Origin of the sequence: Streptomyces sp. NPDC085524, assembly GCF_044541755.1 — a bacterium.
Taxonomy (GTDB): Bacteria; Actinomycetota; Actinomycetes; order Streptomycetales; family Streptomycetaceae; genus Streptomyces.
In genome coordinates this window covers 188,439-214,518 of sequence record NZ_JBITTH010000008.1, presented here as the reverse complement: position 1 = coordinate 214,518, position 26,080 = coordinate 188,439, and the positions used below count along the sequence as shown (strand labels likewise).

The window sequence follows — 26,080 nt, the reverse complement described above, 5'->3', positions numbered from 1 at the left end:
CCGCCGCCCTCAGCCCGCGGCCGGCGGCCGCGCCGCGAACCGGGGCGGGGTGTAAAGGTGTTCGCCGACCCGCTTCACCAGGCGGGCCATCTCGTACGCGATGAGGCCGATGTCGGCGCCGGCGCCGCTGAGCACCGCCAGGCAGGAACCGTCGCCCGCGGCCGCCACGAAGAGGAACCCCGCGTCCATCTCGACCATCGTCTGGCGCACGCCCCCGGCGTGGAAGTGCCGGCCCGCACCCTTGGCCAGGCTGTGGAAGCCGGACGCCACGGCGGCCAGGTGCTCCGCGTCCTCCCGGCTCAGCGCGCTGGAGGCGCCCACGGCCAGCCCGTCGTTGGAGAGGACCACGGCGTGCCGGACCTCGCGGACCCGGACGACCAGGTCGTCCAGCAGCCAGTCCAGTTCGCCGGACCTGCGGCCGCCGTCGAGGCCGATCCGCTGATGTTCGATCATCACACTTCTCCTTCGCTGCCTGCGTGGGGGGAGTTGTCCTGGACGCCGCGGACCCAGCCGGCCCGGTACGCCGCCATCCGGTCCCGGGCCTGCTCCGGGCTGCGGCCCGGCGGGTCCTCGGGGAGGCGTGCTCCGGCCGGGGCCTCGGGGGCCGGGGCCTCGCGCAGCTGGGGGACGAGGCTGGCCTGGCGCACCCGGCGCGGCAGCTCCGTGACCCAAGCCGGGGCCGGTACTGGTGCCGGTGCCGGTGCGGCCGGCGCCGTACGGGTGACGACGCCCCCGGTGGTGCGCGGCCGCAGCGGGGCCACGGGGGCCGGGCCGGGTTCCTGCGGTGCGGGGGTCCGGTCCGGGGCCGGGATGCCGCGCGGCTCCTCCCGTACGACGGTCACGGCGGGCGGCCGCTCCGGCCCCGGGACCGCCTTCGGCCGGGGGGCGGCCGGGGCAGCGGCCGGCGCCTGGTTCCTGGTGCGGTTGCGGGTGTGGGCCGGGGGCTCCGGGGCGGGTGCCCGGTCGGTCTCGGAGGTGCCGGCCGTGATCGCGCCCTGGAGCATCGAGTTCGGCAGGAGGACCACGGCGGTGGTGCCGCCGTACGGCGACGTGCGCAGGTGCACCTTGACCCCGTGGCGGGCGGAGAGGCGGCTGACCACGAAGAGGCCGAGCCGGTCGCTGTCGAAGAGGTCGAGGGCCTCGGACTGCTCGATGCGCCGGTTGGCGTCGCTCAGGGATTCGCGTCCCATGCCGAGCCCGCGGTCCTCGATCTCCAGGACGTAGCCGGCTCCGACGGGCTCGCCGCTGACCCGGACCTTGGTGTGGGGAGGGGAGAACTGGGCGGCGTTCTCGATGAGTTCGGCGAGCAGGTGGGTGAGGTCGGCCACGGCGCCGCCGACGACGGCGGCCTCGGCGAGCCGGCGGACCTCGATGCGCGGGTAGTCCTCGATCTCGGAGACGGCGGCCCGGACGACGTTCGTGAGGGGAACCGGCAGCCGCCAGGCCCGGCCCGGGGCGGCGCCCGACAGGATGATCAGGCTCTCCGCGTGCCGCCTCATCCGGGTGGTCAGGTGGTCGAGGCGGAACAGGTCGCCGAGTTCGTTCGGGTCGTCGGCGCGGCGTTCCATCGAGTCGAGCAGGGTGAGCTGCTTGTGCACGAGGACCTGGCTGCGGCGGGCGAGGTTGACGAAGACCCCGGAGACGCCGCTGGCGAGCTCGGCGCGTTCGACGGCGGCGCTGAGCGCGGCCCGGTGGACGGTGGCGAGGGCCTCGCCGACCTGGGTGATCTCGTCGTCGGCCGGTGGTCCGGCCGGGGCCTCGGCCACGACGTCGATCTCCTCGCCCGCGCGGAGCCGCTCCATCGCCTGCGGGAGCTTGCGGCGGGCGATCTCGAGGGCGGTGTTGCGCAGCGAGACGAGTTCCACGACCAGGGCGCGGCCGATGCGGACGGAGATGACGAGCGAGGCGGCGACGGCGGCCAGGCCCAGGACCACGGCGGCTCCGGCGGGGCTGAGCGCGCCCTCGGTGAGCGGGTCGGACGTGGCGGCGGCAGCGGTGTGCGCCGCCTCCTGGATCTCCCGCATCGAGCCGCCGACGCCCGCCTGGGCCGCTTCCCAGCCCGCGGGCACGGTGCGGCTGTCGCGGGTGGTGCCGGCGGCCAGGGCCCGGTCCTCGGCGGCGGTGAGGTCGGCGTAGAGGGAGCTCTTGGCCACGGACTGCCAGGCGGCCCGCTGCTCATCGGGGAGGTCCTCCACCGTCGCGGCGGTGAGGGCCCGGCGGGATTCGATGGCGCCGGTCAGCCGGCGAAGCGTTTCGGCGGTCCGCGGGCCCGGTACGGCGAGCAGCGCGTCCTCGCGGGAGAGCATTTCCCCGGCGCGGGCGAATTCGAGCAGGACCCGTGCGTCCGGGCCGAGTTCGGCGTCCCGGCCGCCGCTCAGGGCTCCGCTCACGGCGAGGGCCGCGTCGACCACCGCGGTGTAGGTCTCGTAGGCCGCTTCGGGGGTGGCCCTGCGGGCGACGATGTCCTTGCGGGCCGTTCCCAGCGCCTCGGCCGCGGCCACGAACGCGCCCAGTCGGATCGTGATGTCGGCGCGGTATCCGCCGGAGTCGGCGACGGTGTGCCGGTCTCCGAGGCGCAGCCGCCGGACGGCGGACTCGGTGCGGCGGACCTGCGGGTCCAGGGCGGCACCCGGGTCGGCGGCGGGATCGGCGAGGAGCCGGACCGCGGTGCGCCGCTCGGCCTGGAGCTCGGTGACGGCGGCTGCGACGGGGGTGCGTATCTGGGTGTCGACACGGTGGGCGAGGCCCAGGCGGGCCATGTCCTGGGCGGTGCTGACGGTGGCGAAGCCCCAGAGCGCGAGGAGCGAGACGACGGGGACCATCAGCAGGGAGACGATCTTCGCGCGGACGGTCGCGGGCCGCAGCCGGGAGCCGGGCGCGCGCGGGGCGTCGGGGAGGGGCTGGTGGGGCTCGGGTTCTGCCGGTTCCTCGGCGGGCGGCCCGGCGTGGGCCCGGCGGCCGCGGGCCGGGGGCGCGGGCGGGCGCTGCGCAGCTGCTTCCGGGTGTCTGCGGGGTCTGCGCATGGGCTCCTCGTTCCGGGCGGTGCCTAGGGGTGCGGATGTGCGGGGCGGGCGGGGGGCGGGCCGGCGTGGCGTGCGCGCCGGCGGCTCAGCGGGCGGTCGGCACGGGGTGCGGGACGGGCTGGGCGGAGGCGGATGCGGAGGCGGCCCGCTCGTCCGCGGTCGGGGAGAGGGCGACGAAGGCGGCGGTGATGAAGAGGTACGAGCCGAGTCCGACGGCCAGCGGGAAGATGAACTGCATGGCCGTGGCGCCGGGCAGGGCCGTGTCCGAGGGACTGACGGCGACGCCGACGGCCATCATTCCGGTGTAGTGCATGCTGCTGACCGCGGCGCCCATGACGAGCGAGGCGCCCGCGACGGCGAGCGGTGACTTGATGTTGAGCGCGGCCCACAGGGCGGCGGTGGCCGCGACCACGGCGATGACGACGGAGAGGCCGACGACGAGCGGCTTGTACGAGACGTGGCCGTGCAGGCGCAGGGCAGCCATGCCCAGGTAGTGCATGCTGGCGACGCCGAGGCCGGTGGTGAGGCCGCCGAGCACGAGGGAGCGGCCGCGTTCCTTTCCGTAGCCGACGGCGAAGACCCCGGCGCCGACGACGAGTACGGCCACGAGCAGGCTGAGGATGGTGAGCGGCACGTCGTAGTGGATCTCGGTGCCGGTGACGTCGAAGCCGAGCATCGCGACGAAGTGCATCGTCCAGATGCCGGTGCCGATGGCGGAGGCCGCGGTGAGGAGCCAGTTGCGGCGGGAGGATCCGGTCGCGGCGAGCGCGCGGACGGTGCAGCGCAGCCCGAGGGCGGCGCCGATCGAGGCCATCACGTATGACAGCACGGGTGTCAGCCAGCCATAGGCTGCGTGGTCCAGGTGTCCCATGGCCACGGGACGCTAGTGCGGGTGACCCCACGAACAAGGGGCGCATTTCGAAAGCAGCTGGAACTGCTGGAATATGACAGAGATACGTTCATCTCCGATCACGCCACGCACCAGCTTGCGCACGCACCGCAGGGGTGCCCGGTGGGGGATCATGGGCGCATGAGCGAAGACCACACGCACGTCCGGGAATTCTTCGGGGCGCGCGCCGCCGGCTGGGACCGCAAGTTCCCCGAGGACGGGCCCGCGTTCCGGGCCGCCGTCGCCGAGTTCGGGCTGCGGCCCGGGGACCGCGTGCTCGACGCGGGCTGCGGCACCGGCCGGGCGCTGACCGCTCTACGGGCCGCCGTCGGGCCCGCCGGGACGGTACTGGGCGTGGACCTCACCCCGCAGATGCTGACCGCCGCGCAGCGGGCCGGACGGGCCGCCGAGGGCACCCTCCTGCTCGCCGACGTGGCCCGGCTGCCGCTGCGCGACGGGGCGCTCGACGCGGTGTTCGCCGCCGGGCTGATCGCCCACCTGCCCGAACCGGCGGCGAACCTGCGCGAACTGGCCCGGGTGGTCCGCCCCGGCGGCCGGCTCGCACTGTTCCACCCGATCGGGCGGGCCGCCCTCGCCGCGCGCCACGGCCGTGAACTCACCCCGGACGACCTGCGGGCGGAGCACAACCTGCGCCCGCTGCTGGCCGGTTCGGGCTGGGACGTGACCTCGTACGCCGACGAGGACGCACGCTTCCTGGTCGTGGCCGTACGCCGTCACGAAGGCGGCTGAGCATCGGCCCCCGCGGGCCGGCGGGGGTGCGGGACCGGGCAGCCGCTCGCGCCGTGCACCGGGAACGTGCCGAGCTCGCCGACGTCGTAGCCGTCGGGGTAGCCCTTGATCTCCGGGTTCTGCCGGGCGTAGTGCGGGGCAGTGCGCGGGGGCAGCAGCCGCACCGCGCGCCCGCGCAGCCGCAGCGCGCCGCGCACCAGGCGCTCGATCCGGGGGTGCGGGCGCGCGTAGCGGAACGCGGTGAGCAGCGGCTCGTCGAGGAGGGCGAGGCTGCCGCGGCGCACGGCCGGGGCGAGCGGGGCCGGGTACCAGGAGGCCATCAGGTCGAGGGTGGCGTCGGCGACCTTGCGGCCACCCTCGTCCCAGCCGAAATGGGCCTCTTCGTACGCGTTCAGGGTGGTCTCGAACTCCTCGAAGGAGCCCGGGATGTCCGGGATGCCCAGGTGTCGGCCGAGGGTGGCGTAGTAGTTCGCCGACGCGCGCCGCTCGTGGTGGGTCAGCGGGCGCCAGCCGTACGCGTCAAGCCAGCGCGCCGGGATCACCACGAACGTGCACAGCACGTAGCGCATGTCCTCGTCGGAGATGTCGTAGCTGCGGTGCATCTGGTTGACGCGGCGGATCGCGGTGCGGGCGGTGTCGCTCTCGAAGCCGTGCTCGACGACCGCGTCGAGGAGCAGCGCGGTGTCGTCGTAGCGTTTCTGCGTACGGTCGGTGAACTCGGCGGTCTCGGCCAGCAGGCCGCCGATGGACGGGACGGCGTAGGTCCGGAAGAGGGCGAGCTCGAGGGCCCGGGTGTAGTCCCAGGGGAACTCGTAGGTGGCGGTGAGCCGGTAGATGGCGAGGAAGTCCTTGTCTGGGTCGAGCCGGAGGATCTCCCTCAGCCGGTCGTAACGCTGCACCGGGTGTCCCTTTCTGTGGCGGGCTGCCAACTCTACGTGCAGGTAGCGGGCTTGGAAATCGTCACCCGCAGGCTCTCGACGGGCGGGTTACCCGCTGGTTAAGGTGCGCCGACGAGAGAGCTCCGGGAGGCCAGGTGTCCGACGACGAGGGTGGCGGCTCGCTGTACGTGCTGACCGCCGTGCTACTGACCCCCGCGCAGTTCCCCAGCATCCTGGGCGACGATTTCGCCGAGGCCTGCGCCCTGCTGGGGGTGGCGCCGTCCGGGGAGGGGTACGGGCTGGTGCTGGGCCAGGACGAGGAGGGCGCGCGCTGGACGGTCGTCGTGGACGACGTCTCCCTCGTGGCCACGGCGATCGCCTCCTGGGACTGCGGGATGGACTACGACCTGTCGCCCGACGAGCGGAGCATCGTGATCTCCCTGGCCGGCTGGCCGCTGGAGCTGTCGGTGTCCGCGACGGGCATACCGGAGCCGCACGATCCGGAGCAGGGCGCGGACGGCACGGGGCGGGTGCCGCTGGCGCCGCCGTCGGCCGAGGTGTGGGGGCCGGTCCAGCGGCGGATGGGTGCGGACCAGATCGCGCGGGAGTGGGCCGACTGGCGCGAACGGGTGGCGACGGACGGAGGGGCGGCCGCTGCCGCACACCCCGGGCTCGCACGGGCGCTGGAGGAGGCCCTGGAGTACACGCGGACCCCGCCGCCTCCGGGCCGCGTGCGGTCGTCCTTCGCCGGTGAGGGCGCCCGGACGCTGCGCGTGGACGGGCCGGGCTGGTCGCTGGTGGCCCGTACGGGAGAAACCGGAGGCCCGGACGCCGCTTTCGTCCTGCTGGACGAGGAGCCGAGCGAGGTTCTCACGGTCCCCCACGAGGGGCATCATGATCTTTCGCAACTGCTGGCGGCGCTGGACCGCGTCGCGGTGCGGCCGGCCTGAGCTCCGACCGGGGGGCGGGAACCGGGCGCGCGTACGAGGGGAGAGACGATGGTGGAGTCGGAGCCCGTGGGCGTGGTCGTGGGGGGCCGCACGGAGGTGCTCGACGACGACTGGGGGCGCGAGACGGCGGTGATCCGCCTGGACTCCCTCCGGTTCGGCCCGGAGGCCCTGTTCGGGCTGGAGGACTTCTCGCACGTCGAGGTGGTGTACCACTTCGACCGGGTGCCCGTGGAGAAGATCGAGACGGGCGCCCGCCACCCGCGAGGCAACACGGACTGGCCGCTGGTCGGCATCTTCGCTCAGCGCGGCAAGAACCGGCCGAACCGGCTGGGCCTCTCGCGCTGCCGGCTGGTGAAGGTGGACGGCCTGGACGTGCACGTGGAGGGCCTCGACGCGGTGGACGGCACTCCTGTACTCGATCTCAAGCCGTACATGGCCGAGTTCGGGCCGCGCGGCGAGGTGCGGCAGCCGGAGTGGGCGACGGCCCTGATGCGCGACTACTACTAGAACCCGGGCCGGCGCCCGTGGGCGGACGCCGGCCGGCCCGCCACCGGCAACGATCCGCCCCTGGCGTCGCAGTTCGGCCAGCCGGGCCGAAAATCGCTCTGGATCCCCTCGTTCCGGAATGATCGAATCAGCCCCGTCACTGACCCGGCCCAAAGGGGAGGCAACGCCCCCTTTGGGCACTTCTTCCGACGGAGGCCGATCTCTTGAATTGCACGTCGTACCTGGATCTGCACCGGCAAGTCGCGCAGGACATCGACGCGGAGATCGAATCCGCACTGGAGCGGCTCGGACCCCTCGCACACATCACCCGGAATTCAGTGGCGAAGCTCCTGGACCACCGCAAACTCAGACATCCCCTTTCGGTGCTCCCCCTGCTCGCGCACGCCATCGAGACGGGGAACCCACGGCCGGCCATGCCCCTGTCCGCCGTCCACCTGCTGTGGTGGACCTCGGCCTGCTACCTCGACGATCTGGCCGATGCGAACGGCACACGGATGTGCGGCGAACTCACCGAGAACGAGGCCCTGCTCGCCTCCGTCATCACCGGCAACGCCCTCCCCATTCAGATCATTCTGGCCCAGAAACTGCCGGAATCGGTGCGAAGGCGGCTGGTGACGGAAATCCTCAAGGGATGGATCATCAGCGTCGACGGCCAGATAGACGACATGCGGGGAGAAATCGGAAAGGCGTCGCGCGCATCGGTGGCCGAGACGTACCGCACCAAATCCGGCGGACCTTTCGGGATGATCACGGCCATGGCCGCAATTTTCTCGAGGACCACTGCCCGGAAAGTGGAGCTGTGGCGTGAGTTCGGGTACGTATTCGGCGTCCTGTGGCAGCTTTTCAACGACCAGGAGGACATCCTGTCCGGCCGAGGCGAGGATCTGCGCAACGGCACCGTGACCTACCTCCTCGCCTCCGTCATCGAGGACGCTCCCGCGCGGTCCAGGGACCACATCCTGGGACTGCGCTCCGCTGCGCCCCGCTCGGCCGTGGCCAGGGCGGAACTCGATGTCCTCATGCGGAGGCCCGTCGCCCTCGGCCGCTACCGGGCGGACATCGACGGCTTCCGCGGCGAAGCGCACCGGATCCTGGACGAACTGGGCGGCGACCAGACCTACTCGCCGGTGCTGCGCCACCTCGTGGACCACGCCTCCCAGATGCTCCTCGAACCCGCCCTCGCACCGGTCGCCGTGCGCAGCGCGGCCTGACCGGGCAGGCGGCTCTGACCGGGCACGCGGCCTGACCGGGCACGCGGCCTGACCGGGCAGGCGTGACGGGCTCCGCACGAGGCAGGCCCGAGTCCGGGCGCGGCAGGCCCGAGTCCGGGCCGTCCTGACGGCACCGGGTTGGGCGGCACCCGTGCCGAGGCTGCCGCACGGCAGGCGGCGGGGTCAGCGGCCCAGCTGCTTCCGGGACACGCCCCGGAGGCGACGGCGCTGCGAAGGGTCCAGCAGGAGGTAGGCGGCGGCCGGCACCCCGATCAGGACCAGCAGCCCCGCCCAGAACCCGACGCTCCAGAACAACACGATGGCTGCCACGACTCCGGCAACCGCGACCTTTCCGCGATGGGACATCTGCGGACACCTCCTCCAGGGGTCGACCACTACCCCCCTCAACGCGCGGCCCCGGCCCCGCGTTCCCGGATGTCCGGACCACCGTCGCAGCGGGCGGGCGCCCCGCTCCGGGAAACCGGCCGGGGCCGGGTGACCCGGGGGCCGGGTGACCCGGGTGGCCCCTCCCGGAGGCCCTCGGTCGGGTACTCTCGGCGGCCCTGTGCCCCGGTAGTCAAGTTGAGGGATGCGTGCTGCCCAAGACCCCCGACCTCGTCCACCTCATCCGCTGCTCCGCCGTCTTCCTGCCCGGCGAGCCCGGTGAACCCGGCCGCAGCGGCCGGATCGGCTTCTGGCGGCCCGACGGCGAAGCCGCCTGGGCGGGCGCCGACGCCGACCCCACCGGAGCGGGCGGTTTCGAGGAGCTCACCGTCGTCACCCCCCAGTTGCGCCGGGCCACCGTGACCGCGCTCGTGCTCCCCGTCGACGAGGCCCTCCCGCTGCTCACCCGCGCCCGGGCGGCCGCCGCCCCCGCCCCGGCCGCCGCATTCTGGGGCGCCGCCGCGCTGCTCGCCCTGCACTTCGCGGCCCGTGGCCGGCTGCTGCCCGGCCTGAGCCCCGGCGGCCACGACGCCTGGCGGATGGGGCCGCTGGAGGCCTCGGACCTGGACGCCGTCCGGGAGCTGGCCGCCGCCATGCCGCCCGCGGCCCGCTGCGTACCCCTGAACGCGGACGGACCGCCCCTGCTCCCCACCCCGGAGCCGCTGCTGCGCGCCTTCCTCGACGCCGTCGCCGACACCCTGCCCCGCTCCCCCGCTGCGCCCGCGGCCGCCGGCGGTCCCGCCTACGCCGCCCGGCCGCCGAGGCTGTACCCCGCCCTGCGCGGCTGGGCCGCCGAGGTGGCGGCGGGCCACGACGCGGGCGTGCGCATCTCGCTGCGGATCGAGCTCGGCGGGCCCCTGGAGCGGGCCCCCGACTTCCGGGCAGTCCTCCAGATGCACGGCGTGGCCGACTCCGCGCTGGTAGCCGACGCCGCCGACGTCTGGGCCGGCTCGGGGGCCGCCGCGGCCGCGTTCCCGCCCGGTGCCCGCATGGAGGCGCTCCGGGCCCTGCGCCGCGCCGCCCGGCTGTGGCCGCCCCTGGCCCCGCTGCTGGGCGCCGCCGTGCCGGACTCCGTGGAGCTCGCCGACGAGGAGGTCACGGAGCTGCTCGGCGCAGCCGCCGCCGAGCTCGCCGCCGACGGCGTGCAGGTGCACTGGCCGCGTGAGCTCGCCCGGGAACTGGGCGCCCGCGCCGTCGTCACCTCCCCCGGAGGCCCCGATGCCGCCCTCCCCTCCGGTCTGCTCTCCCCCGGCACGCTGCTCTCCTTCAGCTGGCGCCACGCCCTCGGCGGTCTCGGCGACCTCACCGCCGCCGAACTCGACCGGCTGGCCGAGTCCAAGCGCCCCCTCGTCCGGCTCCGCGACCAGTGGGTCCTGGTCGATCCCGCCGCGGCCCGCCGGGCCCGCGCCAGGCAGGGCCGCGAGCTCGCGGCGCCGGACGCGCTGGCCGCCGTACTCACCGGGTCGGCCGAACTGGACGGGACGCCGGTCGAGGTGGAGGCCACCGGCCCCCTGGAGCAGCTGCGCGCAGCGCTCGCCGCCGAACCACACGAATGCGACGGAGCCGAGGCCGCCGAGGCGCCGCCCGAGCTCCGGGCCACCCTCCGCGACTACCAGCTGCGCGGGCTGCGCTGGCTGGCCCGGATGACCTCGCTCGGCCTGGGCGCCTGCCTCGCGGACGACATGGGCCTCGGCAAGACCGTCACCCTCATCGCGCTCCACCTGCACCGGGGCCGCCAGGACCCGGTCACCGGGCCGACCCTCGTGGTCTGCCCGGCCTCGCTGCTCGGCAACTGGCAGCGGGAGATCGAGAAGTTCGCGCCCGGCACCCCGGTGCGCCGCTTCCACGGACCCGGCCGCGAGCTGTCGGGCCTCACCGGCGGTTTCGTGCTCACCACCTACGGCACGATGCGCCTGGACGCCCCCGAACTCGCCGCCGTCCGCTGGGGCATGGTCGTCGCCGACGAGGCCCAGCACGTCAAGAACCCGCACTCCTCCACCGCCAAGGCCCTGCGCACCATCCCCGCCCCGGCCCGGGTGGCCCTCACCGGCACCCCCGTCGAGAACAACCTCTCCGAGCTCTGGGCCGTCCTCGACTGGACCACCCCCGGGCTCCTCGGCCGCCTCGGCACCTTCCGCACCCGCTACGCCGAGCCCGTCGAGAGCGGCCGCGACCCCAGGGCGGCGGCCCGACTCGGCGCGCTCGTACGGCCGTTCCTGCTGCGCCGCAGGAAGACAGACCCGGGCATCGCGCCCGAGCTGCCGCCCAAGACCGAGACCGACCACACCGTGACGCTGAGCCGTGAACAGACCGCTCTCTACGAGGCCGTCGTACGCGAGACCCTCGCCGCGATCTCCGAGGCGGACGGGATGGAACGGCGCGGACTGGTGGTGAAGCTCCTGACCTCGCTCAAGCAGATCTGCAACCACCCCGCGCAGTACTTGAAGGAGCACGGCCCGAAGGGACACGGCACCGGGGGCAACGGCGCCGGGGACTCCGCCGCGGCGCGCTCCGGCAAGCTCGAGCTCCTCGACGAACTCCTCGACACGATCCTCGCCGAAGGCGGTTCCGTCCTCGTGTTCACCCAGTACGTGGCGATGGCCAGGATTCTGGAGAAGCACCTGGCCGGCCGCGGGATCACGGCGCGGCTCCTGCACGGGGGTACCCCGGTGGCGCGCCGCGAGGAACTCGTGGACGAGTTCCAGGCGGGCGGGGTCCCCGTCTTCCTGCTGTCCCTGAAGGCGGCGGGCACCGGACTGAACCTCACCCGCGCCGGGCACGTCGTCCACTTCGACCGCTGGTGGAACCCGGCCGTCGAGGAGCAGGCCACCGACCGGGCCTACCGGATCGGCCAGACCCAGCCCGTGCAGGTCCACCGGATCATCGCCGAGGGCACCGTCGAGGACCGGATCGCGCGGCTCCTGGAGCGCAAGCGGGAACTCGCCGATGCCGTCCTCGCGGGCGGGGAGGGCGCACTGACCGAACTGACCGACGCCGAACTGGCCGAACTCGTGGCGCTGCGCCCGGCCCTGGGGAGCGACCGGTGACCGAGAACGACGAGAGGACCTTCCCGGCACTGCCGCCCGCTCCCGGCCGAGGCTTCGCCCACACCTGGTGGGGCCGGTCCTGGCTGAGCGCCCTGGAGGACGGCGCGCTCGACGGGCAGCAGGTCAAGGCGGGGCGCCGGTACGCGCGTTCGGGCGCGGTGGGCGCCGTGTCGGTGCGCCCGGGCGGGCTCACCGCGGTGGTGCGCGACCGGGACGGGACGGGGCACCGGACGGACGTACTGGTGCAGGAGTTCACCGAGGCGGAATGGGACCGGCTGCTGGGGCTGGCGGCCGCGGAATCCGGGTACATCGCGGCGCTGCTGGACCGGGAGGTCCCGGCGGAGCTGGCGCAGGAGGCGACGGCGGCCGGGGTGGAGCTGCTGCCGGGCATGGGGGACCTGGACCCGCGCTGCGACTGCGGCGAGTGGGACCACTGCCCGCACACGGCGGCGCTCTGCTACCAGGTGGCGCGGCTGCTGGACCGGGACCCCTTCGTGCTGCTGCTCCTGCGCGGGCGGGGCGAACGGGAGCTGGTGGCGCAGCTGGAGGCGCGCAGCACGGCGGAGGCCGGGGAGGCCCGGGAAGCCGTGCAGGCGCCGTCCGATGCCGGGGTCCCCGCGGCGGACGCGTTCGCGGCGGCGCGGACCCTGCCGCCGCTGCCCCCTCCTCCGGGCCTGCCGGAGGCGCCGGGCCAGCCGCCGACGCTGGACACCGGGACGGAGCCGGAGTGCGAACCGGAACTCGACGTGGACGCTGTGGAGTTCCTCGCCCAGGCGGCCGCGGACGAGGCGTTCCGGCTGCTCGCCCTGGCCCTGGCTCCGGGCCACGCCGACCGTGCCCCGACGGCCCCGCTGACCGTGGCCGAAGATGCCGTACGACTCACCGCCGAGGCATCCGATTTCCGGGTCCGCTCCCGTCTGGCGGCGGCTACCGGACGGGACCGGGCCGCCATGGACCTGGCCGTCCGGGCCTGGGGCTTCGGCGGGCCGGCCGCACTCGCGGCACTGGAGGACGACTGGGCGCCGGACCGGGCGACGCTGGCGCGGGCGCGTGCCGCACTGGCGGCGGCCTGGGCCGACGGGCGGGCTCCGGTGCTCCGCCGGATCCGCGCCCGCTGGTCCGAGGCGCCCGAGGGGCCCGATGCATCCCGGGGCCCCCAGACGTCCGAGGCCTCCGAGGCGAGCGCGTCGCAGGCCTCGGGCGCCGAACGCCAGCTGCGTCTGGGCCGCGAGGGCCGCTGGTGGCCGTACCGCCGCGAGGCGGGCCGCTGGTTCCCGGCGGGCCCGTCGGCCCCGGATCCGGCCTCGGCATGGGCGGCCCTGGACACCCCGCCGGCCTGACCCGGATCGGGCGAGCCGGACCGCGAGCCCGGCCCGAACCCGAGCCCGTCTCGGCCCGAGCCCGCTCCATCCCGGCCCGGCCCGGCCCGGCCCAGCACAGCCCGGCCCGGCCGCCGCCCGGCCCCCGGCCGGGTTCCGGCCCGCCCGCCGTCGTACTGGCCGACGCACCCCTTGCCGGGTCCCGGCGCCGGGACGACGATGGGGCGCTCCGGGGACCGCGGCACCACGGGAGGATGGCATGGACGATCCGTCGGTGGCGCTGCCGGGCGGGGCCGATCCCGCCGAGCGCACGCATGAACTGCGGCGCGCGGAGCGGCTCGGCTTCGTCCCGGGCGCGCGCTGGGCGGAGACGGCGAGGGGGACCAACGCCCCCGGTACGGCGGTGGCGGTCGGCGAGCCGGTGCACGTCTTCGGGGCCGAGCACTTCAGCCGGCGCGTCCACCCCTGGACCTGCGCGGCGGCCCCGGTGCGGGATCCGCGGACGGGCGGGCTGCTGGGCGCGGTGGACATCACCGGCGGCGACGGGCTCGCCCACCCGCATTCCCTGGCCTTCGTACGGGCGGTGGCGCGGGCGGCGGAGGCCCAGCTGACGCTGGTGGAGTAGGCCAAATCTTGCTCAAGGCCGGGCCTGCGCCCGTCGGCCGGGCCTGGGAGGCGTCTACCTTGTCCCGACATGAGTGTCGATCGTGACTGTGGGTCAGAGGTGCCCGTCGCGCGTCGCCGACTGGTGCGTGCAGGGTTGCGCGGGGCCGCGGTGTTAGGGGCGGGGCTGGTGTGCGGGGCGTCGGCAGCCTCGGGAGCGCGAGCCGGGGCGGCAGCCGTTGGCAGGGCGCAGCCGTGCGGGCCGGGGCGTGCGTGGCGTGAGCTGGTGGCGGGGAACCGGCGGTGGCGAACGTTTCACGAGAGCCATCCGGACCGCGCCGGGAACGTGCGCCGGGAGCTGGTGGGTGGGCAGCACCCGTTCGCGGTGGTCCTGGGGTGCGTGGACTCGCGGGTGCCGCCGGAGTTGGTCTTCGACCAGGGGCTGGGTGATCTGCTGACCGTGCGGTCGGCGGGTGAGGTCCTGGACGAAGCGGTCCTGGGCAGCATCGCGTACGGGGTGCTGGAACTGGGCGTCCCGCTGATCGTCGTCCTGGGTCATCAGGGGTGCGGGGCGGTCGCCGCGGCCGTGCACGCCGAGGCCGGCGGCGCTCTCCCGGCGCACATCCGCTACCTGGCGGAGCGGATCCGGCCGGCGATCGACCACCGGCTTCAGGGCGAGGCCCGGATCGACGCGGCGGTCACCGAGAACGTGCGCCGGGTCCGGGCGCGCCTTACCGCTGAGCCGGACCTCGCCGCCCTGGTCGCTGACGGTTGCCTGGACATTGTCGGTGCACGCTACGAGCTGACCAGCCAGCTGGTGCGCAAGGTGCCCTGATCGGCCATGGTCGGTGAACTTCCCGGCGGACCCGCACCAGCTAGACTTGCAGAGTTATGCAATTTACTAGTTCTGGATATGGTGGACGGGGGTTGCGGTGTGGCCGGGTTCGAGGAAGCGGCGCTGGAACGGGTCCGTGTGGCGCGGGCTCGTCTCCAGGCTGCGCAGGAGGCTGACGATGCCTTCGAGGAGGCACAGGCCGCGGAGGAGCTGGAGGACGCGCTGCGCGTGGCCCACGACCACGGCGTGGCCACCGGTGCCGGGGACAGGCGATGAACCTCGCGGTGCCTTCGGCTGGTCCGGGGTGTCGGTGATGGCCGGGCACCCCCGCGGGCAGACGGCTGTCGAGACACGCAAGCACGTGTGGACGGTGCCGCTGGTGCCGGGTTCCGTGCGGGCCGCGCGCGAGCGCAGCGAACGCTCTCTGGTCCTCTTCGGGCTGGAGAGCTCCTCGGCGCTCTTCGGAGCCGTGCTCTTGGTGGTCAGCGAGCTCGTGACCAACGCCGTCCGGCACGCTCAGCACTCACCGGACGCCGAAGTCACCCTTCACATGACCGAGCACCTGCTCGTGGCCTCCGTCGGGGACCTGGACTCGCGCCCGCTCACGCTGGCCGATGCCGGCCGGGCCGCCGGGCAAGGGCTGCGCACGGTGGCTGACCTGGCGCGGACGTTCGGTGGTGACGTCCGTATCGAGCCTTCTTCCGGTGGGTGCGGCAAGACGGTTGTCGTGCGCTTCATCCTTCCGGAAGGCACGCCGTGACCAGCAGCAGTAGAGAGGCCGTCCAGTCGTACGAGATCACTTACCTCGGCACCGGCCCCGAGCCGGAGGTCCGCACGGTCGAGGCCGGCAAGGTCGCGGCCGTCATCGAGCACGCAGGCGAGCACGGCATGCAGGTTCTCGTCCGTCCGCGCCGCGGCCCGGTCGGGGAGCCGGGCACCGGGAAGGAAGACGCATCATGACGGACAGCCCGCCAGAGAAGGACGCGGCTGCCGAGCACGAGAAGTGGAAGGAGAAGGGCGTCGCGATGCGGGCCTTCTTCTACATCTTCGGCACGCACGTGTTCGCCGGGTTCATCTGGTTGCTCTTCTACCTGGGCCGGCACGCCCAGAAGTGATATCGGGACCGAATGGGATCCAGGCGCGCCTGGGGTGCGGGTTCGGCATGGGAGAGAGCGGCCGCCTTCCGGTGTCAGAAGCGCGTTGAACCCGCACTAACGGAAGACGGCCGCCGCATGTGGGGTGCGGGCCCTGCAGGACCCGCACCGTGGGGCACCATTCAGGTGTGGCGGCCGGCCTTGAGGTCGGCCAGGAGTTCGGCCTGGCCTTCCAGGACGCCGGAGAGGATGCCGCGGGCGACCCGCAGGAGCTCGGCGATCTGGGGATGGGTCAGGCTGTAGTGGACGTTCGAGCCTTCGCGGCGGGTGACCACCAGGTTGGCCTTGCGCAGGACGGCGAGCTGCTGGGAGAGGCTCGCGGCCTCGACCCCTACCTCGGGCAGCATCTCGGCGACCGCGTGCTCGCGTTCGGACAGGAGCTCCAGGACGCGGATGCGCACCGGGTGCCCCAGCGTTTTGAAGAACTCCGCCTTCAGCTGGTACAGCGGCGTGCTCACCTGGGTACCTCTGTCCTGACTGCCCATCTCAACACCCGGAACCGTTCCTTCGTAGGGGCATCGGTTCACCCCTCTTCATACTCGCGACCTCCACAATTGCAGATCCCTGCAATTCATGGACCCGGCGGGGTGCCTCCGCGACATTCGACATGCCGCTCATGATGCAGGTGCCCTTCGCCGTTCTCGGGGAGGGTGGTGCTGTTCTCAGGTAAGGGCGGGTTCCTCGGGCGACTGCGAGGCGGGCCAGTCGTCGGTGGTCCACTGCTTGACCGTCCCGCAAGCTCCGTGGGCTGCCAGAGCTGCGGCGAGGTCGCAGTGGACGGGCACGGGCGGGCAGGTCGCATCGGGAACGAGCGAGCCGTCGGCGGGGATCGCGGCGAGCTCGAGTCGGCGTCCGCTCTCGCCGAGGCGGCGGGCGGCCTGGGCGACGGCGATCTGCCCGCCGGCCGACCAGCCCAGCAGACCGGTCAGGTCCAGGATGACCGGGCCGGTGCCCCGGGCGAGCGCCCAGCCGATCGCGCCGGCGAACCGGTCGGTGGCGTCCGCGCCGAGATACCCGGCCAGGGACAACACGCCCAGGTCCTGACGGGTGGTGTAGCGCCATTCAATCGTCATCGTCAGCTCCTCGACATCACAAGGGAAGGGTGATCCAGATGGCCTTGCCACGCCCGTCCGCATCCGCCCGCACGACAGCGGTGCCGCCGAGCTCCATCGTCAGCTCCACCACCAGGGCCAGGCCGCTGCCCGGCGCGGTGCCGAGCACACCGAACAGAGCGGGCTGGTAGGGGTGACGGTCGTGGACGGCGAACGCAAAGGCCCCGGGTCCGTGGGCGTAGGTCACAGTGATCATCGGTGAGGACACAGCGGCGTGACGGACGGCGTTGGTGACCAACTCGGCCACGATCAGCAGCGCCGGTCCCACGCTCGGATGGCGAAGACCCACCCCGCACTCCACGAGGACCAGCTCGGTGGTCTCCCGGGCGATACGCACGGCCGAGCCCATGGCCGGCACGTCCAGCACGTGCCGGTAAGGCATCGCCTCGACCTGAACACTCACCGGCCCGCCCCCGAGACCGTACGGGCCAGACGGAACCCGGACACGGACTGCGGGTGCAGGCGCAGCAGGGTGTCGTGCGGACCGTGCGCCCAGCCGGGCAGGGTACGCCGGTAGTGGGCGGCCTCGTCCGGGTCGGCGATGACGTCAGCCGGCCCGTGAGCGCTGACCGTCCAGCCGGTCCCGGCCGGGCTGCGGATCTCGTCCACCTGGTAGGTCAGCAGCGCCCGGCCGGGAATCGTGGTGGCCTGTACGGGGGCTCGGACGACGAGGCGTCCGTACTCCATCACGTGCGCGGCGGGCCGTACGACGGCCACCTCCCGCTGGACGTAGACGAGGCGGCCCTGGGCGGAGCCTTCAAGGAGCCACAGGGCCTCGGTGCCGGAGACCTCGATCATGCGCAGGTCGGCGGGGACGGTCATCGTGCGGCCTTCCGGATGCGGTGCGGTCGGTGATGCGTACGGGGCAGCAGGCCCGCCTGCTCCAGGTACTTACGGGCGCCGGCGATCGCCTCGGGAGTGGTGGCGTACTCGCGGCCCTCCAGGCGCAGCAGCTCCAGGGCGCCCACGGCGTCCAGGGCCTGGCGCTGGCCGGGCCGGATACCGGAGGTCATCACGGCGATGCCACGCCGGTTCAGCTTCTCCACCGCGTCCTTCAGGACGAGGGCGCCGGTGGCGTCCAGGGTGGTCACCCGCGACATGCGCAGGATCACCACCTTCACGTCGGCGACCTCGGAGAGTTCGAGGAGGAAGCGGTGGGCGCCGGCGAAGAAGAGCGGTCCGTCGATGCGGTAGGCCACGATGTGCTCGGCGAGCAGGGCGTGCTCTTCGTCGCTGTGCTCGCCGGGCAGGTCGGGGCGGAAGTCGACCTGCTCCATCCGGGCCTGGCTCGCCACCGCCTTCAAGGCGAGGGCTCCGGCGACGACGAGGCCGATGATCACGGCGTACACGAGGTCGAGGATCAGGGTGGCGGCGGCGGTCAGGACGAGGACGACGGCGTCGGAGCGCGTCGCCCTCGCCATCGCGCGCAGCGAGCCGACCTCCACCATGCGGATCGCCGTCGCCAACAGCACGCCCGCCAGCGCCGCGAGGGGGATCTTCGAGACGAGGGGGGCGGCGGCGAACACGATCACGGCGAGTACCGCGGCGTGGGTGAGCGCGGCCAGCCGGGAGGAGGCGCCGGTACGGACGTTGACCGCGGTCCGGGCGATGGCGGCGGTGGCGGGCACGCCGCCGAACAGCGGGGCCGCGAGGTTGGCGACGCCCTGCCCGAACAGTTCCTTGTCCGGGTCGTGCCGCTGCCCCACCGTCATCCCGTCCGCCACCGTCGCGGACAGCAGGGACTCCAGCGCGGCGAGGGCCGCGACCGCGACCGCCGGCGCCAGCAGCGACCCGAACGCGGAAGCATCGAGGAAGGCCAGAGACGGGGCGGGCAGCCCGGAGGGAAGGTCACCGATCGGGGCCGCCGCGTCCAGGTGGAAAAGCTGCGCAACCGCCGTGGCGGCAATGACCGCAACGATCGAAAACGGGACCGTCGGCTTCCACCGGGCGCCGGCCAGCATCACCGCCGCGACACCCACGGAGAGGCCGATCGCCGTCCAGTTCGGGAAGGCCACGAACTCCACGAACGCCCGCCAGGCCACGATCAGGACCTTCTCGCCCTCCGGCTTCTCGACGCCGAGCGCGTTGGGTATCTGCTGGAGGCCGATCACGCACGCGATCCCCAGGGTGAAGCCCTCCACCACCGGTGCCGGCACGTACCGCATGTACTGCCCGGCCCGCAGCAGCGCGAGACCGATCAGCAGGACACCGGCCATGAGACCTACGGTGAGGACGCCGCCGGGTCCGTACGCGGCGACGATCGGCACCAGGACCACGGTCATCGCGCCGGTCGGCCCGGACACCTGGAGGTTCGACCCGCCGAACAAGGCGGCGAGCGCACCCGCGACCACGGCGGTGGCCAGCCCCGCCTCGGCGCCCAGCCCTGAGGAGACCCCGAACCCGAGCGCGAGGGGAAGGGCGACGATCGCCACGGTCAGGCCGGCCAGCAGGTCCCGGCGGGGGCTGCGCGCCATCACCGCGTAGTCCGCCCGGGCGGGCAGGACGGAGCGGACACGGCCCAGCACGGCCGTCACCGCAGTGTTCACGCTCACGAGGCCGCACCCTCGGACTCGCGCAGTTCCTCGAGCAGCACGCTCTGGCCCGTCAGGACCTCGGTCAGGATCCGCCGCGCGGCCAGCATCAGCTGCGCCACGTCTCCGCCCGCCAGCTCGTAGACGACCGTCGCGCCGTTACGGGTCGAGGTGACGATCCCCGACCGGCGCAGGACCGCGAGCTGCTGGGACAGGGCGGAGGGCTCGACCTCGATCGCGGCCAGCAGGTCCCGTACCGGCATCGGCCCGTCCTGCAGCAGCTCCAGGACCCTTATCCGCACCGGGTGCCCGAGCATCCGGAAGAACTCGGCCTTGGCCTGATACAGCGGAACCGGCACGGTCTCGCACCCTTCTCACCACCCCCGAACGGGGCAAACGCCTGGTGCTGTGCCCGCGGCTACCTACGGACACAGCACATGCAGCATCTATGAAATTGCAGACTTTTGCAATTCAACGATTTTGCGGCCCGCTGCCGGGGTGCGGGGCGACATGGGGATCACCGGGCGGCTACGCGTGCCACCCCCACTTGGGAACCTGATCAAGAAGGCCTGACCCGCGCATCGCGCATGCAAGATTGCCGTCTCGGCTGCCTGGAGCACAGAGCGCACCTCCCCGCCGCACACGCCCGTTTCGGGGAGGGTGAGTTCGACCCGCAGGCCGACTGCACGCCTTCCGCCGCGGCCTCCACGTTCAGCGAAGGCCTGACATCAGGCGCCATCGCCAGGCGCCGACAGCCCACCTCGCGTGTTGAAGGACCGAAGGGCAGTCCGGACGTTGAGGAAACCGTCACGCAGGGCATGCATGACGTCGGGTGCGCCGTCAGGGAGACCCCGCCGGTTGGTCTCGGGGTCGAAAATCTCGTGGGCGAGCATCATGAGAGCCTGTTGACGGATCTCGGCGACGTTGGCGTTGCCCGTGCGGGACTTGCCCATCGCGTCCAGCTTTCCGCGTTTCACCTGGATGCCGAAGTACAGGAAGTGCCGGGTCGGCAGGGTGTAGCGCATCCAGATGTCCTTGCCGTACTCCAGCGCCTTGTCCCGGTGGCGAGCGCCGCTGCATCTCCGCGGCCGCATCCGTCATCATGCCTGGTCAGCCACCTTTCGCATCGACGGACTTTCATCAAAATCCGCACACGCCGCCTTCGGGGTTACAAGCAGTCGGGCATCGGCCGGGAGACCCACAAGATGATGCTCGAGCACTACCGGCAGACGAAGAATCTCCTTGTCTCGTACTCGCCGAAGAAGCTCGGATTCTTCTAGGAGCACGAGAAACGGCGCCTGACCTGGGCTTTTGCCCGTCAGGCGCCGTTGGCGTGACCCGCTCGACGCGGATATCCGTTTTTCCTGTTCCTCCCAGTTTCTCCCGCGCCTCTCCCACCCCAGACCGGCTGTTCCGGACCAGTCACGGACCAAACTTGGCTCACGGGGTGGGCGGCACGCCCTTGCTGACGCGGTCCCACTCCTCCATGGACTGCTCGATGAGACGGTTGGCTTGCTCCTGAACGCCATCGAGGAACTTGGCGTAGTACTTGAACAGGACATGGATGCTGTGACCAGCCCGCCGCGCACACTCAGCAGGGTCGACACCCGAGTGGAGCCAGAACGAGATCCCGGCATGCCGGAGGTCGTAGGGCCGCTTCGCCAGGCCGGCCGCGAGCTCCGTGCGGGTCAGGACGTACTCCCGCGCCCTCAACCACGTGATCCCGTACGCCGCCGCCTCCACATAGTTGCCCGCCTGATTTCGGAACAGCCGCCCATCCGGGGCGACACCGAAGCGCTCCACGTGGGCACGCAGGACGCGGACGAACTGCGGCGGAATGGGTACAGGTCGGGTCGCCGTCGCGGCACGGCGCTTGAGCGAGTGGACTTCGTAGACCTCGCCGTCGTCGGTCCAGTCCTTGCCCGCCGTGACGACGCCACCAGTCAGGTTGAGCAAACCCCATCCTGTCTCAGGCAAGTGGCACTGCTCGAGACGGAGGTGAATCACCTCGGCCGGCCGCATGGCCGCAAAGTACATGCAGCCGAAGAACGCCTCGAGATGAGGGCCACGGCCCCGCTGTTGCCCCACGGCCGACAGCAAGCGAGCGACCTGAAGAGGATTGGGTACAGAAGCCGGGTCGACCTCATCCTCGACCGACGGAGCGTTCCACCTGATCCCCGCAAGGGGGTTGTCGACGAAGTAGCCGTTCTCCACAGCCATGTTGAGCACTTCGCTGAACGCCGATCTCTTACGACGCGTGGTCTTGGCTGCAGCAGGCTTTCCGTCCAGCTTGAGGCACAGCGCGTCCAGCGCTCGACGCATGACGGCAGCCTCATTCAGGGAACCAAGGGGGAGGGAATTCCTCTTGACCCAATCGAGCGCCCTCCTCCACTCCTCGGGCGGTTCCTGCTCCCACGCCTTCTTGTTGAACGCGTAGGAGTACAGCGCCCTCCGCAGCACCCGCGGCTCCGGATAGACGGATCCCGGACGAACCAAGGCGGGGGTGACGGTGGCAAACGCGTCTGCAAGGGTTCGACGCGTGTTCCCAGGCGTCCGAGCCCACCGCTGCTCGAGGTACTCATGCGCGAGGTCGTACCATGTCGTCTTCTGCCGTAGCGCTCGCAGCTCCGACGACGGCAGCCCCGACTCTTCGTCAAATGCCTCGCCTTCGCGGGCTGCCGTCATCAGCTTCGAACGCCGACTCTCGGCAAGGCCGAAGGTCATGAACGACTCTGACTTTTCGAGCCCGCTGACCGTCCACCGCACCATGAATGGCTTACGCCGATCCGGGCGCTCGCGTATGTCCCAGAAGCGAACGTTGTAACTCAGCGCCAAGTGTCAGAATCCTTCTCGCAAGCCTCCCACCAGGCATCCAGATCGGAACGACGACACCTGAGTTCACCATTTGGCAGTTTGATCATGCTGGGCGCGTTCCCCCGAGCACGCATCCGATAGAACGCCGACGGACTCATGCGGATTTCCGCCAGAACCTCCGCAAGTTTCAAGGCAGGCGGGCGAGCCATACTTCCCCTCATCTCTGCATATCAGGTGGCCGCGATCGCAAGGCAGGAAAGCGCATTGCATTCCGACCCCCACGGCGGGTGGACAGCTGCGTTCGCTTCGCCCCACCGCCAAGTGCAGCAACTGCGAACAGAGGCAATGGTCCGCACAATCCCCGGTTTCGGAAACCGGGGATCATCCGCTATATTTCGCACCGCCGCCGACGGCGCCACCCGGACGGGCCGCATAAGCGAGCCATCGGGTACCCCCGCTGCTCACTACAAGGCCGGCAACCTGGACCTCTGAGCGCACGAACAGGATTCTCAAGCAGCTGCCCTCCTTGGACTACGACGCGGTGGCGTAATGCAGAGCGCCCTGGAACGACGGATGATCGGCGAGGTTGTAGATTGACATGCACCTGCGAGATGTTCCAGTCCTGTTGGGCCCGTCGCCGTCTGCCGTGAGCGATCTGGTCTCGGAGGCACGACTGCCTGCTACGCGGGCCCGTCGACGACCAAATCCATGACTCTTGGAAATCAAATTGGCAGCGGCCCTAATTCGACGTTGGACTCCATGTCAGGACGAACCAGCGAATGGTCTCGGCCTGGGCGTCGACCGCGGCCAGGAGGCGTCGTGCGGGCGGGCGACACTGGCGAGGAGTTCGATGACGGAGAGGGCCACGGCGACCAGGACGCCGAGCATGAGGGCGCCGGGACTCAGCCGAGGGCCAGGAGGAGTCCGCAGAGCGGGAGGCCGCAGGCCGGAACTGGCCCAGCTCGATCAGGCGGACGACGGTGTAGGCGACGCTCGCGGCGAGGAGGCCAGCAGGGGTACGGGTCAGCAACGGTCCGAGGATGAGCAGAACGACCGCTGCGCAGGCGGCACTGACGATGGAGTCACGCTGGCGGAGTCGGCGAGAGACCAAAGTCGAGCCGCACCTTCTACACGGCAAGACCCTGGAAGGGCGCTGGACGGTGCTCTGCGGCGCGAGACCTCCGGCTGTCAGGGCGCCAGCATCAACTCCCCCAGGCGAGCCGGACATCAGCGCACCGGGTCAGCGTTCGGCGGCGTCCTTCCAGTAGTCCTCCAGCATCTCCCCGGGCCACGCGGGCTGCGTGACGGCGCCCCTCGGCAGGAATTCCTCGAAGACGGCCACCAGGTCCACTACCAGGGTGCCCTCGTCGGCGTCGAGGTCGGTGACGTGCAGGTCTCGCCCGTCGATGCGGAGCAGCCGCGGGAACGACGTCGCGAGCCGGGCCGGGCGCCGGTGGTTGTGGTGCACGAAGGTGCCCGTCGCCGGCCACGCCGGATTGTCGCGCGGACTGCGGGCGTGGAGAGCAACGTCGTCGGGAGAGCCGAAGTTGAAGAACCAGGTGACCTGGAGGTGGGAGAACTCCTCGATCCCCTGCAGCGTCTCCACCGGGTACTCCGGGCGCAGGCGAATGATCGACTCCACACCGCCCTTGAAGTCGTCAAGTCGCCCCTTGTGGCCTCCGACCACGTCGGCGATCACCGGCACCTCGATGGACTTTGCGGACACGCCTTCCCCCTTCTCCGCTCGCGACACAGCAAGGCGGTCGACCACTGGACGTCCGCCTTCACCACCATGGCGCCGTCAGGCTACTCGTTCGAGTACGGCCTTGGCGCGCTCGTCGATCTCCGCCGCCGCGCTGATCCCCCGGTTACGGAAGGGGGACAGCACCCTTCGCATGTTCACGGCGGCCTCACGCACTCGGCCCGACTGCACGCCTTCCATCGCGTCCAGCGCCTGTGCCCACGTCATGCACGCGGCCTCGACGTTGCCCTTGCGGGCCTGCAGCGTGCCCATGTAGCCCAACGTCACCGCATGGGTACGGCTGAAGGTGTCGGCCTTCCGCGTAAGCACGCTGTTGTTGAACTCTCGGAGCGCTCCGTCGAGATCGCCGAGCGTCCACAGGGTGCGCGCGGTCTCGTGAGCTAGGGATGCCCGCTGGAAGAACCACACCCGACTCGGATCCTCGTCACCGGCGCCCGCCGCAGCAAGGTCATCCTCGGCCCGCAGGAGTGCTGCGATCGCGGCCCGTTTCTGCCCATCGGCGGCAAGGCTGCGTGCTTGCACCACACCGAGCAGTGCCCTCTCGCGGGGTGTCGCCAACGTATACCGCTTGCGTTCGACGGAGGCCGTGGCGAGGTCGACAGCAGTCTGCGGGTGGCCGAGGTCCGTTGCCTGGTGAGCCATCGCCCGCAGGATATGGCCGGCGAGCGGAGCGTCGTCGGCTTCGGCCGCGAGCTTGAGAGCCAGGGTGAAGTAGCGCCGCCCGGCTTCGTGGTGGGAGGCATCGAAGCTCATCCAGCCAGCGACGTACACCGCCTCTGAGGCAGCGGCGAGGAGTGCGCGGCGAGTGTCGTCGCTGGTGAACACCCCGCCGATGTATCTGGCGACATCATCGACAAGGTACTGGTAGAGAGCCGTGCGGCCGTCCATGCCGCCGTGTCGCTGGTCTCGCCGAGAGAAGAACTCCGTCATCTCACGTACGGCGCTGACCTCTGCGGCCCCAACCCGGCGGCTCGTCGCGGCCTGCCGGGACTCCGCCCGCTGAGGGGCCTCGTCCCACCACTGCTGTCCAGGCAGGGTCAGGCCGCCCACCGAGTAGGCGGCACCGACCAGCAGCCGGCGGCGTTCGAGGTCCACGTCGCTTCTCCCAAGGTCTACCAGCGCAGTCAGCGTATCGACGTGCCACTCGGATGCCGCGGCCGCACCCATGTCCGTTAAGGAGAGCCCGATTTCGACTGCGGTGACGGGGCGTTGAAGCCGACGAGACAACGTCTCGCACAAGATAGAGGGCGCTCTACCGGAGGGCTGGGTGCCTGCCACCCACATGGCGACGTGCGAGCGGCTCGTTCCCAGCAATTCCTGCGCACCGACCTCAGCCGCGACCCTCACGAAGGCGGCCGCCACCTTCGGCTGCGACCAGCCGGTTTCCGCGATCGCGTCGGCCAGCTTCACGTTTCGCTCGCGCGCCATCGTCTACCTCGGTTCACGAAAACGATCTTTGACGGGTTTGACGGCCTCGGTTGCCGTCCGGAGATACCGCCGCGGTGTGATTCACGGTTCGCTCTTGGTCAACGAAACCACCAACTGCCCTCGCTCGGGAGGAGACCGGTGAAGACCAGCCAGACGCCTGACGACTGCCTCCGACCCGTTCCGGGTAGCGGCGGCGCACAGCGCGAGAACCACCCGTCGGCGGCGGCACTTCAGCTGCAGAACCTCCACCGCTTCAAGTGCTCCGACTAGACGGCCGATCGAGCCCACCACGGGCGCAGGCACGAGCTGCGAGAGGGCGAGCATGGACGGAATCACGAGCCTGGGCAGCGTAATTGACGCCCCCGAGCAACAGACGAGCCTGCGGCTGGCCGCCAACGACAGGGCGCCGGGCAGGGCCCGGTCCTTCACCCGCAACGCTCTGACGGCGTGGGGTGCCGGAGACCTCCTCGACCAGGCCGTACTGATCGTCAGCGAGCTCACCACCAACGCCGAGCGGCACGGCCGGACTCCCGACGCCGGCTGCGTCCTCACCCCTGTTGCGGACTGCGAGCCCGTCGATGAGATCACGCTGACGCTCGCCCTGCAGGCGGGCGTCGTGGGGATCGAGGTGGAGGACAAGTCCCCGCAGCCGCCGGTGCCGCGTATTCCCTCGCTCTACGCCAGCAGCGGGCGCGGCCTGTGCCTCGTGTCGGCGATGGCCGACGTGTGGACGGCCTGCCCCCTGAAGGACGGCAGCGGAAAGCGGGTGATCGCCTTCATCAAGCGCGCGGAGTCCCCCGTAACCCCCTGAGCCCCTGCCCTT

28 protein-coding genes and 1 pseudogene are annotated in these 26,080 nt (G+C 71.9%); 12 read left to right on the top strand and 17 right to left on the bottom strand.

Annotated features, from left to right (window positions below):
• Positions 1-9 precede the first annotated feature (9 nt).
• The 3 genes from ACIGFK_RS14930 to ACIGFK_RS14920 form a co-directional block, all read right to left on the bottom strand.
• The gene (locus ACIGFK_RS14930) at positions 10-453 is read right to left on the bottom strand and encodes a roadblock/LC7 domain-containing protein (RefSeq protein WP_376654998.1); all 444 of its coding nucleotides are present in this window, start codon (positions 451-453) and stop codon (positions 10-12) included.
• Complete coding sequence (locus tag ACIGFK_RS14925) at positions 453-3,023, bottom strand: nitrate- and nitrite sensing domain-containing protein (RefSeq protein WP_376654997.1); 2,571 nt, start codon at positions 3,021-3,023, stop codon at positions 453-455. Before ACIGFK_RS14925 ends, ACIGFK_RS14930 begins: the two co-directional genes overlap by 1 nt.
• 85 nt (positions 3,024-3,108) lie before the next feature.
• A complete protein-coding gene (locus ACIGFK_RS14920; RefSeq protein ID WP_400052011.1) occupies positions 3,109-3,894 on the bottom strand; it encodes an MHYT domain-containing protein in 786 nt (261 codons plus the stop codon).
• A 159-nt stretch (positions 3,895-4,053) separates the two neighbouring features.
• Between ACIGFK_RS14920 and ACIGFK_RS14915 the strand changes: the two genes are divergently transcribed.
• Positions 4,054-4,662 carry a class I SAM-dependent methyltransferase gene (locus tag ACIGFK_RS14915; RefSeq protein ID WP_376654995.1) on the top strand — a complete coding sequence of 203 codons (609 nt, stop codon included), beginning with the start codon at positions 4,054-4,056 and terminating at the stop codon, positions 4,660-4,662.
• Here the strand turns inward: ACIGFK_RS14915 and ACIGFK_RS14910 are convergent.
• The gene (locus ACIGFK_RS14910; protein ID WP_376654994.1) at positions 4,647-5,561 is read right to left on the bottom strand and encodes an oxygenase MpaB family protein; all 915 of its coding nucleotides are present in this window, start codon (positions 5,559-5,561) and stop codon (positions 4,647-4,649) included. The genes ACIGFK_RS14915 and ACIGFK_RS14910 overlap by 16 nt on opposite strands.
• 134 nt (positions 5,562-5,695) lie before the next feature.
• On the opposite strand from ACIGFK_RS14910, the gene ACIGFK_RS14905 reads away from it, so the two are divergent.
• The 3 genes from ACIGFK_RS14905 to ACIGFK_RS14895 all read left to right on the top strand — a co-directional run bounded on the left by ACIGFK_RS14905 (position 5,696) and on the right by ACIGFK_RS14895 (position 8,208).
• Entirely contained in the window at positions 5,696-6,490 is a 795-nt protein-coding gene (locus ACIGFK_RS14905; RefSeq protein ID WP_400052009.1) for a hypothetical protein, read from the top strand.
• Positions 6,491-6,538: 48 nt separating this feature from the next.
• Positions 6,539-6,997 (top strand): SAM-dependent methyltransferase, encoded by a 459-nt coding sequence (locus ACIGFK_RS14900; RefSeq protein ID WP_400052007.1) that lies wholly within the window; start codon positions 6,539-6,541, stop codon positions 6,995-6,997.
• A 203-nt stretch (positions 6,998-7,200) separates the two neighbouring features.
• Entirely contained in the window at positions 7,201-8,208 is a 1,008-nt protein-coding gene (locus ACIGFK_RS14895) for a polyprenyl synthetase family protein (RefSeq protein ID WP_376654991.1), read from the top strand.
• A 183-nt stretch (positions 8,209-8,391) separates the two neighbouring features.
• Here the strand turns inward: ACIGFK_RS14895 and ACIGFK_RS14890 are convergent, their stop codons facing one another.
• A complete protein-coding gene (locus ACIGFK_RS14890; RefSeq protein ID WP_376654990.1) occupies positions 8,392-8,574 on the bottom strand; it encodes a hypothetical protein in 183 nt (60 codons plus the stop codon).
• Positions 8,575-8,801: 227 nt separating this feature from the next.
• Here ACIGFK_RS14890 and ACIGFK_RS14885 point away from each other — a divergent pair, with 227 nt between their 5' ends.
• The 4 genes and pseudogenes from ACIGFK_RS14885 (at position 8,802) to ACIGFK_RS14870 (ending at position 14,456) form a co-directional block, all read left to right on the top strand.
• A complete protein-coding gene (locus tag ACIGFK_RS14885; RefSeq protein ID WP_400052005.1) occupies positions 8,802-11,699 on the top strand; it encodes a DEAD/DEAH box helicase in 2,898 nt (965 codons plus the stop codon).
• A complete protein-coding gene (locus tag ACIGFK_RS14880; RefSeq protein ID WP_400052003.1) occupies positions 11,696-13,039 on the top strand; it encodes an SWF or SNF family helicase in 1,344 nt (447 codons plus the stop codon). The genes ACIGFK_RS14885 and ACIGFK_RS14880 overlap by 4 nt, the downstream gene beginning before the upstream one ends.
• 301 nt (positions 13,040-13,340) lie before the next feature.
• A pseudogene (locus tag ACIGFK_RS14875) lies at positions 13,341-13,637 on the top strand (GAF domain-containing protein); the annotation flags it as partial.
• Between the two features lie 75 nt (positions 13,638-13,712).
• Positions 13,713-14,456, top strand: coding sequence for a carbonic anhydrase (locus ACIGFK_RS14870; RefSeq protein WP_376654987.1), 744 nt, complete (start codon positions 13,713-13,715; stop codon positions 14,454-14,456).
• A gap of 66 nt (positions 14,457-14,522) precedes the next feature.
• On the opposite strand, the gene ACIGFK_RS14865 is transcribed toward ACIGFK_RS14870, so the two are convergent.
• Positions 14,523-14,693, bottom strand: coding sequence for a hypothetical protein (locus ACIGFK_RS14865; RefSeq protein WP_376654986.1), 171 nt, complete (start codon positions 14,691-14,693; stop codon positions 14,523-14,525).
• A gap of 76 nt (positions 14,694-14,769) precedes the next feature.
• On the opposite strand from ACIGFK_RS14865, the gene ACIGFK_RS14860 reads away from it, so the two are divergent.
• From ACIGFK_RS14860 to ACIGFK_RS14850, 3 genes are read left to right on the top strand one after another with little or no spacing between them, the layout of a single operon-like run.
• A complete protein-coding gene (locus ACIGFK_RS14860) occupies positions 14,770-15,216 on the top strand; it encodes an ATP-binding protein (RefSeq protein WP_386467020.1) in 447 nt (148 codons plus the stop codon).
• Complete coding sequence (locus ACIGFK_RS14855) at positions 15,213-15,416, top strand: hypothetical protein (RefSeq protein WP_386467018.1); 204 nt, start codon at positions 15,213-15,215, stop codon at positions 15,414-15,416. Before ACIGFK_RS14860 ends, ACIGFK_RS14855 begins: the two co-directional genes overlap by 4 nt.
• Positions 15,413-15,571, top strand: a complete 159-nt coding sequence (locus tag ACIGFK_RS14850) for a DUF6126 family protein (protein WP_386467016.1) — start codon at positions 15,413-15,415, stop codon at positions 15,569-15,571. Before ACIGFK_RS14855 ends, ACIGFK_RS14850 begins: the two co-directional genes overlap by 4 nt.
• 161 nt (positions 15,572-15,732) lie before the next feature.
• Here the strand turns inward: ACIGFK_RS14850 and ACIGFK_RS14845 are convergent, their stop codons facing one another.
• The 11 genes from ACIGFK_RS14845 to ACIGFK_RS14795 all read right to left on the bottom strand — a co-directional run bounded on the left by ACIGFK_RS14845 (position 15,733) and on the right by ACIGFK_RS14795 (position 25,257).
• Complete coding sequence (locus ACIGFK_RS14845) at positions 15,733-16,068, bottom strand: helix-turn-helix transcriptional regulator (RefSeq protein ID WP_045946683.1); 336 nt, start codon at positions 16,066-16,068, stop codon at positions 15,733-15,735.
• A gap of 204 nt (positions 16,069-16,272) precedes the next feature.
• Entirely contained in the window at positions 16,273-16,683 is a 411-nt protein-coding gene (locus ACIGFK_RS14840; RefSeq protein WP_376654982.1) for an STAS domain-containing protein, read from the bottom strand.
• A gap of 16 nt (positions 16,684-16,699) precedes the next feature.
• A complete protein-coding gene (locus tag ACIGFK_RS14835) occupies positions 16,700-17,125 on the bottom strand; it encodes an ATP-binding protein (protein WP_400051999.1) in 426 nt (141 codons plus the stop codon).
• Entirely contained in the window at positions 17,122-17,544 is a 423-nt protein-coding gene (locus ACIGFK_RS14830; protein ID WP_376654980.1) for a pyridoxamine 5'-phosphate oxidase family protein, read from the bottom strand. Before ACIGFK_RS14830 ends, ACIGFK_RS14835 begins: the two co-directional genes overlap by 4 nt.
• Positions 17,541-19,196, bottom strand: coding sequence for a SulP family inorganic anion transporter (locus ACIGFK_RS14825; RefSeq protein ID WP_376655094.1), 1,656 nt, complete (start codon positions 19,194-19,196; stop codon positions 17,541-17,543). The genes ACIGFK_RS14830 and ACIGFK_RS14825 overlap by 4 nt, the downstream gene beginning before the upstream one ends.
• Positions 19,197-19,270: 74 nt before the next feature.
• The gene (locus tag ACIGFK_RS14820) at positions 19,271-19,612 is read right to left on the bottom strand and encodes an ArsR/SmtB family transcription factor (protein WP_376654979.1); all 342 of its coding nucleotides are present in this window, start codon (positions 19,610-19,612) and stop codon (positions 19,271-19,273) included.
• 369 nt (positions 19,613-19,981) lie between these two features.
• Complete coding sequence (locus ACIGFK_RS14815) at positions 19,982-20,278, bottom strand: hypothetical protein (RefSeq protein WP_400052103.1); 297 nt, start codon at positions 20,276-20,278, stop codon at positions 19,982-19,984.
• Between the two features lie 415 nt (positions 20,279-20,693).
• Complete coding sequence (locus ACIGFK_RS14810; protein ID WP_400051997.1) at positions 20,694-22,088, bottom strand: tyrosine-type recombinase/integrase; 1,395 nt, start codon at positions 22,086-22,088, stop codon at positions 20,694-20,696.
• Positions 22,079-22,276 carry an AlpA family transcriptional regulator gene (locus tag ACIGFK_RS14805; RefSeq protein WP_078632552.1) on the bottom strand — a complete coding sequence of 66 codons (198 nt, stop codon included), beginning with the start codon at positions 22,274-22,276 and terminating at the stop codon, positions 22,079-22,081. The genes ACIGFK_RS14810 and ACIGFK_RS14805 overlap by 10 nt, the downstream gene beginning before the upstream one ends.
• A 1,031-nt stretch (positions 22,277-23,307) precedes the next feature.
• The gene (locus ACIGFK_RS14800) at positions 23,308-23,793 is read right to left on the bottom strand and encodes a TrmO family methyltransferase (protein ID WP_389411224.1); all 486 of its coding nucleotides are present in this window, start codon (positions 23,791-23,793) and stop codon (positions 23,308-23,310) included.
• Between the two features lie 75 nt (positions 23,794-23,868).
• Positions 23,869-25,257: a Tat pathway signal protein gene (locus tag ACIGFK_RS14795; RefSeq protein ID WP_400051995.1), complete on the bottom strand. Its 1,389-nt coding sequence runs from the start codon at positions 25,255-25,257 to the stop codon at positions 23,869-23,871.
• Positions 25,258-25,579: 322 nt separating this feature from the next.
• Here ACIGFK_RS14795 and ACIGFK_RS14790 point away from each other — a divergent pair, with 322 nt between their 5' ends.
• Positions 25,580-26,068 (top strand): ATP-binding protein, encoded by a 489-nt coding sequence (locus ACIGFK_RS14790; RefSeq protein WP_400051993.1) that lies wholly within the window; start codon positions 25,580-25,582, stop codon positions 26,066-26,068.
• Positions 26,069-26,080: the final 12 nt, after the last annotated feature.

Coding starts and splice junctions, on each gene's coding strand:
- ACIGFK_RS14930 (WP_376654998.1), bottom strand. CDS start 453: ATGATCGAACATCAGCGGATCGGCCTCGACGGCGGCCGCAGGTCCGGC.
- ACIGFK_RS14925 (WP_376654997.1), bottom strand. CDS start 3,023: ATGCGCAGACCCCGCAGACACCCGGAAGCAGCTGCGCAGCGCCCGCCC.
- ACIGFK_RS14920 (WP_400052011.1), bottom strand. CDS start 3,894: ATGGGACACCTGGACCACGCAGCCTATGGCTGGCTGACACCCGTGCTG.
- ACIGFK_RS14915 (WP_376654995.1), top strand. CDS start 4,054: ATGAGCGAAGACCACACGCACGTCCGGGAATTCTTCGGGGCGCGCGCC.
- ACIGFK_RS14900 (WP_400052007.1), top strand. CDS start 6,539: ATGGTGGAGTCGGAGCCCGTGGGCGTGGTCGTGGGGGGCCGCACGGAG.
- ACIGFK_RS14890 (WP_376654990.1), bottom strand. CDS start 8,574: ATGTCCCATCGCGGAAAGGTCGCGGTTGCCGGAGTCGTGGCAGCCATC.
- ACIGFK_RS14870 (WP_376654987.1), top strand. CDS start 13,713: ATGAGTGTCGATCGTGACTGTGGGTCAGAGGTGCCCGTCGCGCGTCGC.
- ACIGFK_RS14860 (WP_386467020.1), top strand. CDS start 14,770: ATGGCCGGGCACCCCCGCGGGCAGACGGCTGTCGAGACACGCAAGCAC.
- ACIGFK_RS14850 (WP_386467016.1), top strand. CDS start 15,413: ATGACGGACAGCCCGCCAGAGAAGGACGCGGCTGCCGAGCACGAGAAG.
- ACIGFK_RS14840 (WP_376654982.1), bottom strand. CDS start 16,683: ATGACGATTGAATGGCGCTACACCACCCGTCAGGACCTGGGCGTGTTG.
- ACIGFK_RS14830 (WP_376654980.1), bottom strand. CDS start 17,544: ATGACCGTCCCCGCCGACCTGCGCATGATCGAGGTCTCCGGCACCGAG.
- ACIGFK_RS14825 (WP_376655094.1), bottom strand. CDS start 19,196: ATGGCGCGCAGCCCCCGCCGGGACCTGCTGGCCGGCCTGACCGTGGCG.
- ACIGFK_RS14815 (WP_400052103.1), bottom strand. CDS start 20,278: ATGCGCTACACCCTGCCGACCCGGCACTTCCTGTACTTCGGCATCCAG.
- ACIGFK_RS14805 (WP_078632552.1), bottom strand. CDS start 22,276: ATGGCTCGCCCGCCTGCCTTGAAACTTGCGGAGGTTCTGGCGGAAATC.
- ACIGFK_RS14795 (WP_400051995.1), bottom strand. CDS start 25,257: ATGGCGCGCGAGCGAAACGTGAAGCTGGCCGACGCGATCGCGGAAACC.
- ACIGFK_RS14790 (WP_400051993.1), top strand. CDS start 25,580: ATGGACGGAATCACGAGCCTGGGCAGCGTAATTGACGCCCCCGAGCAA.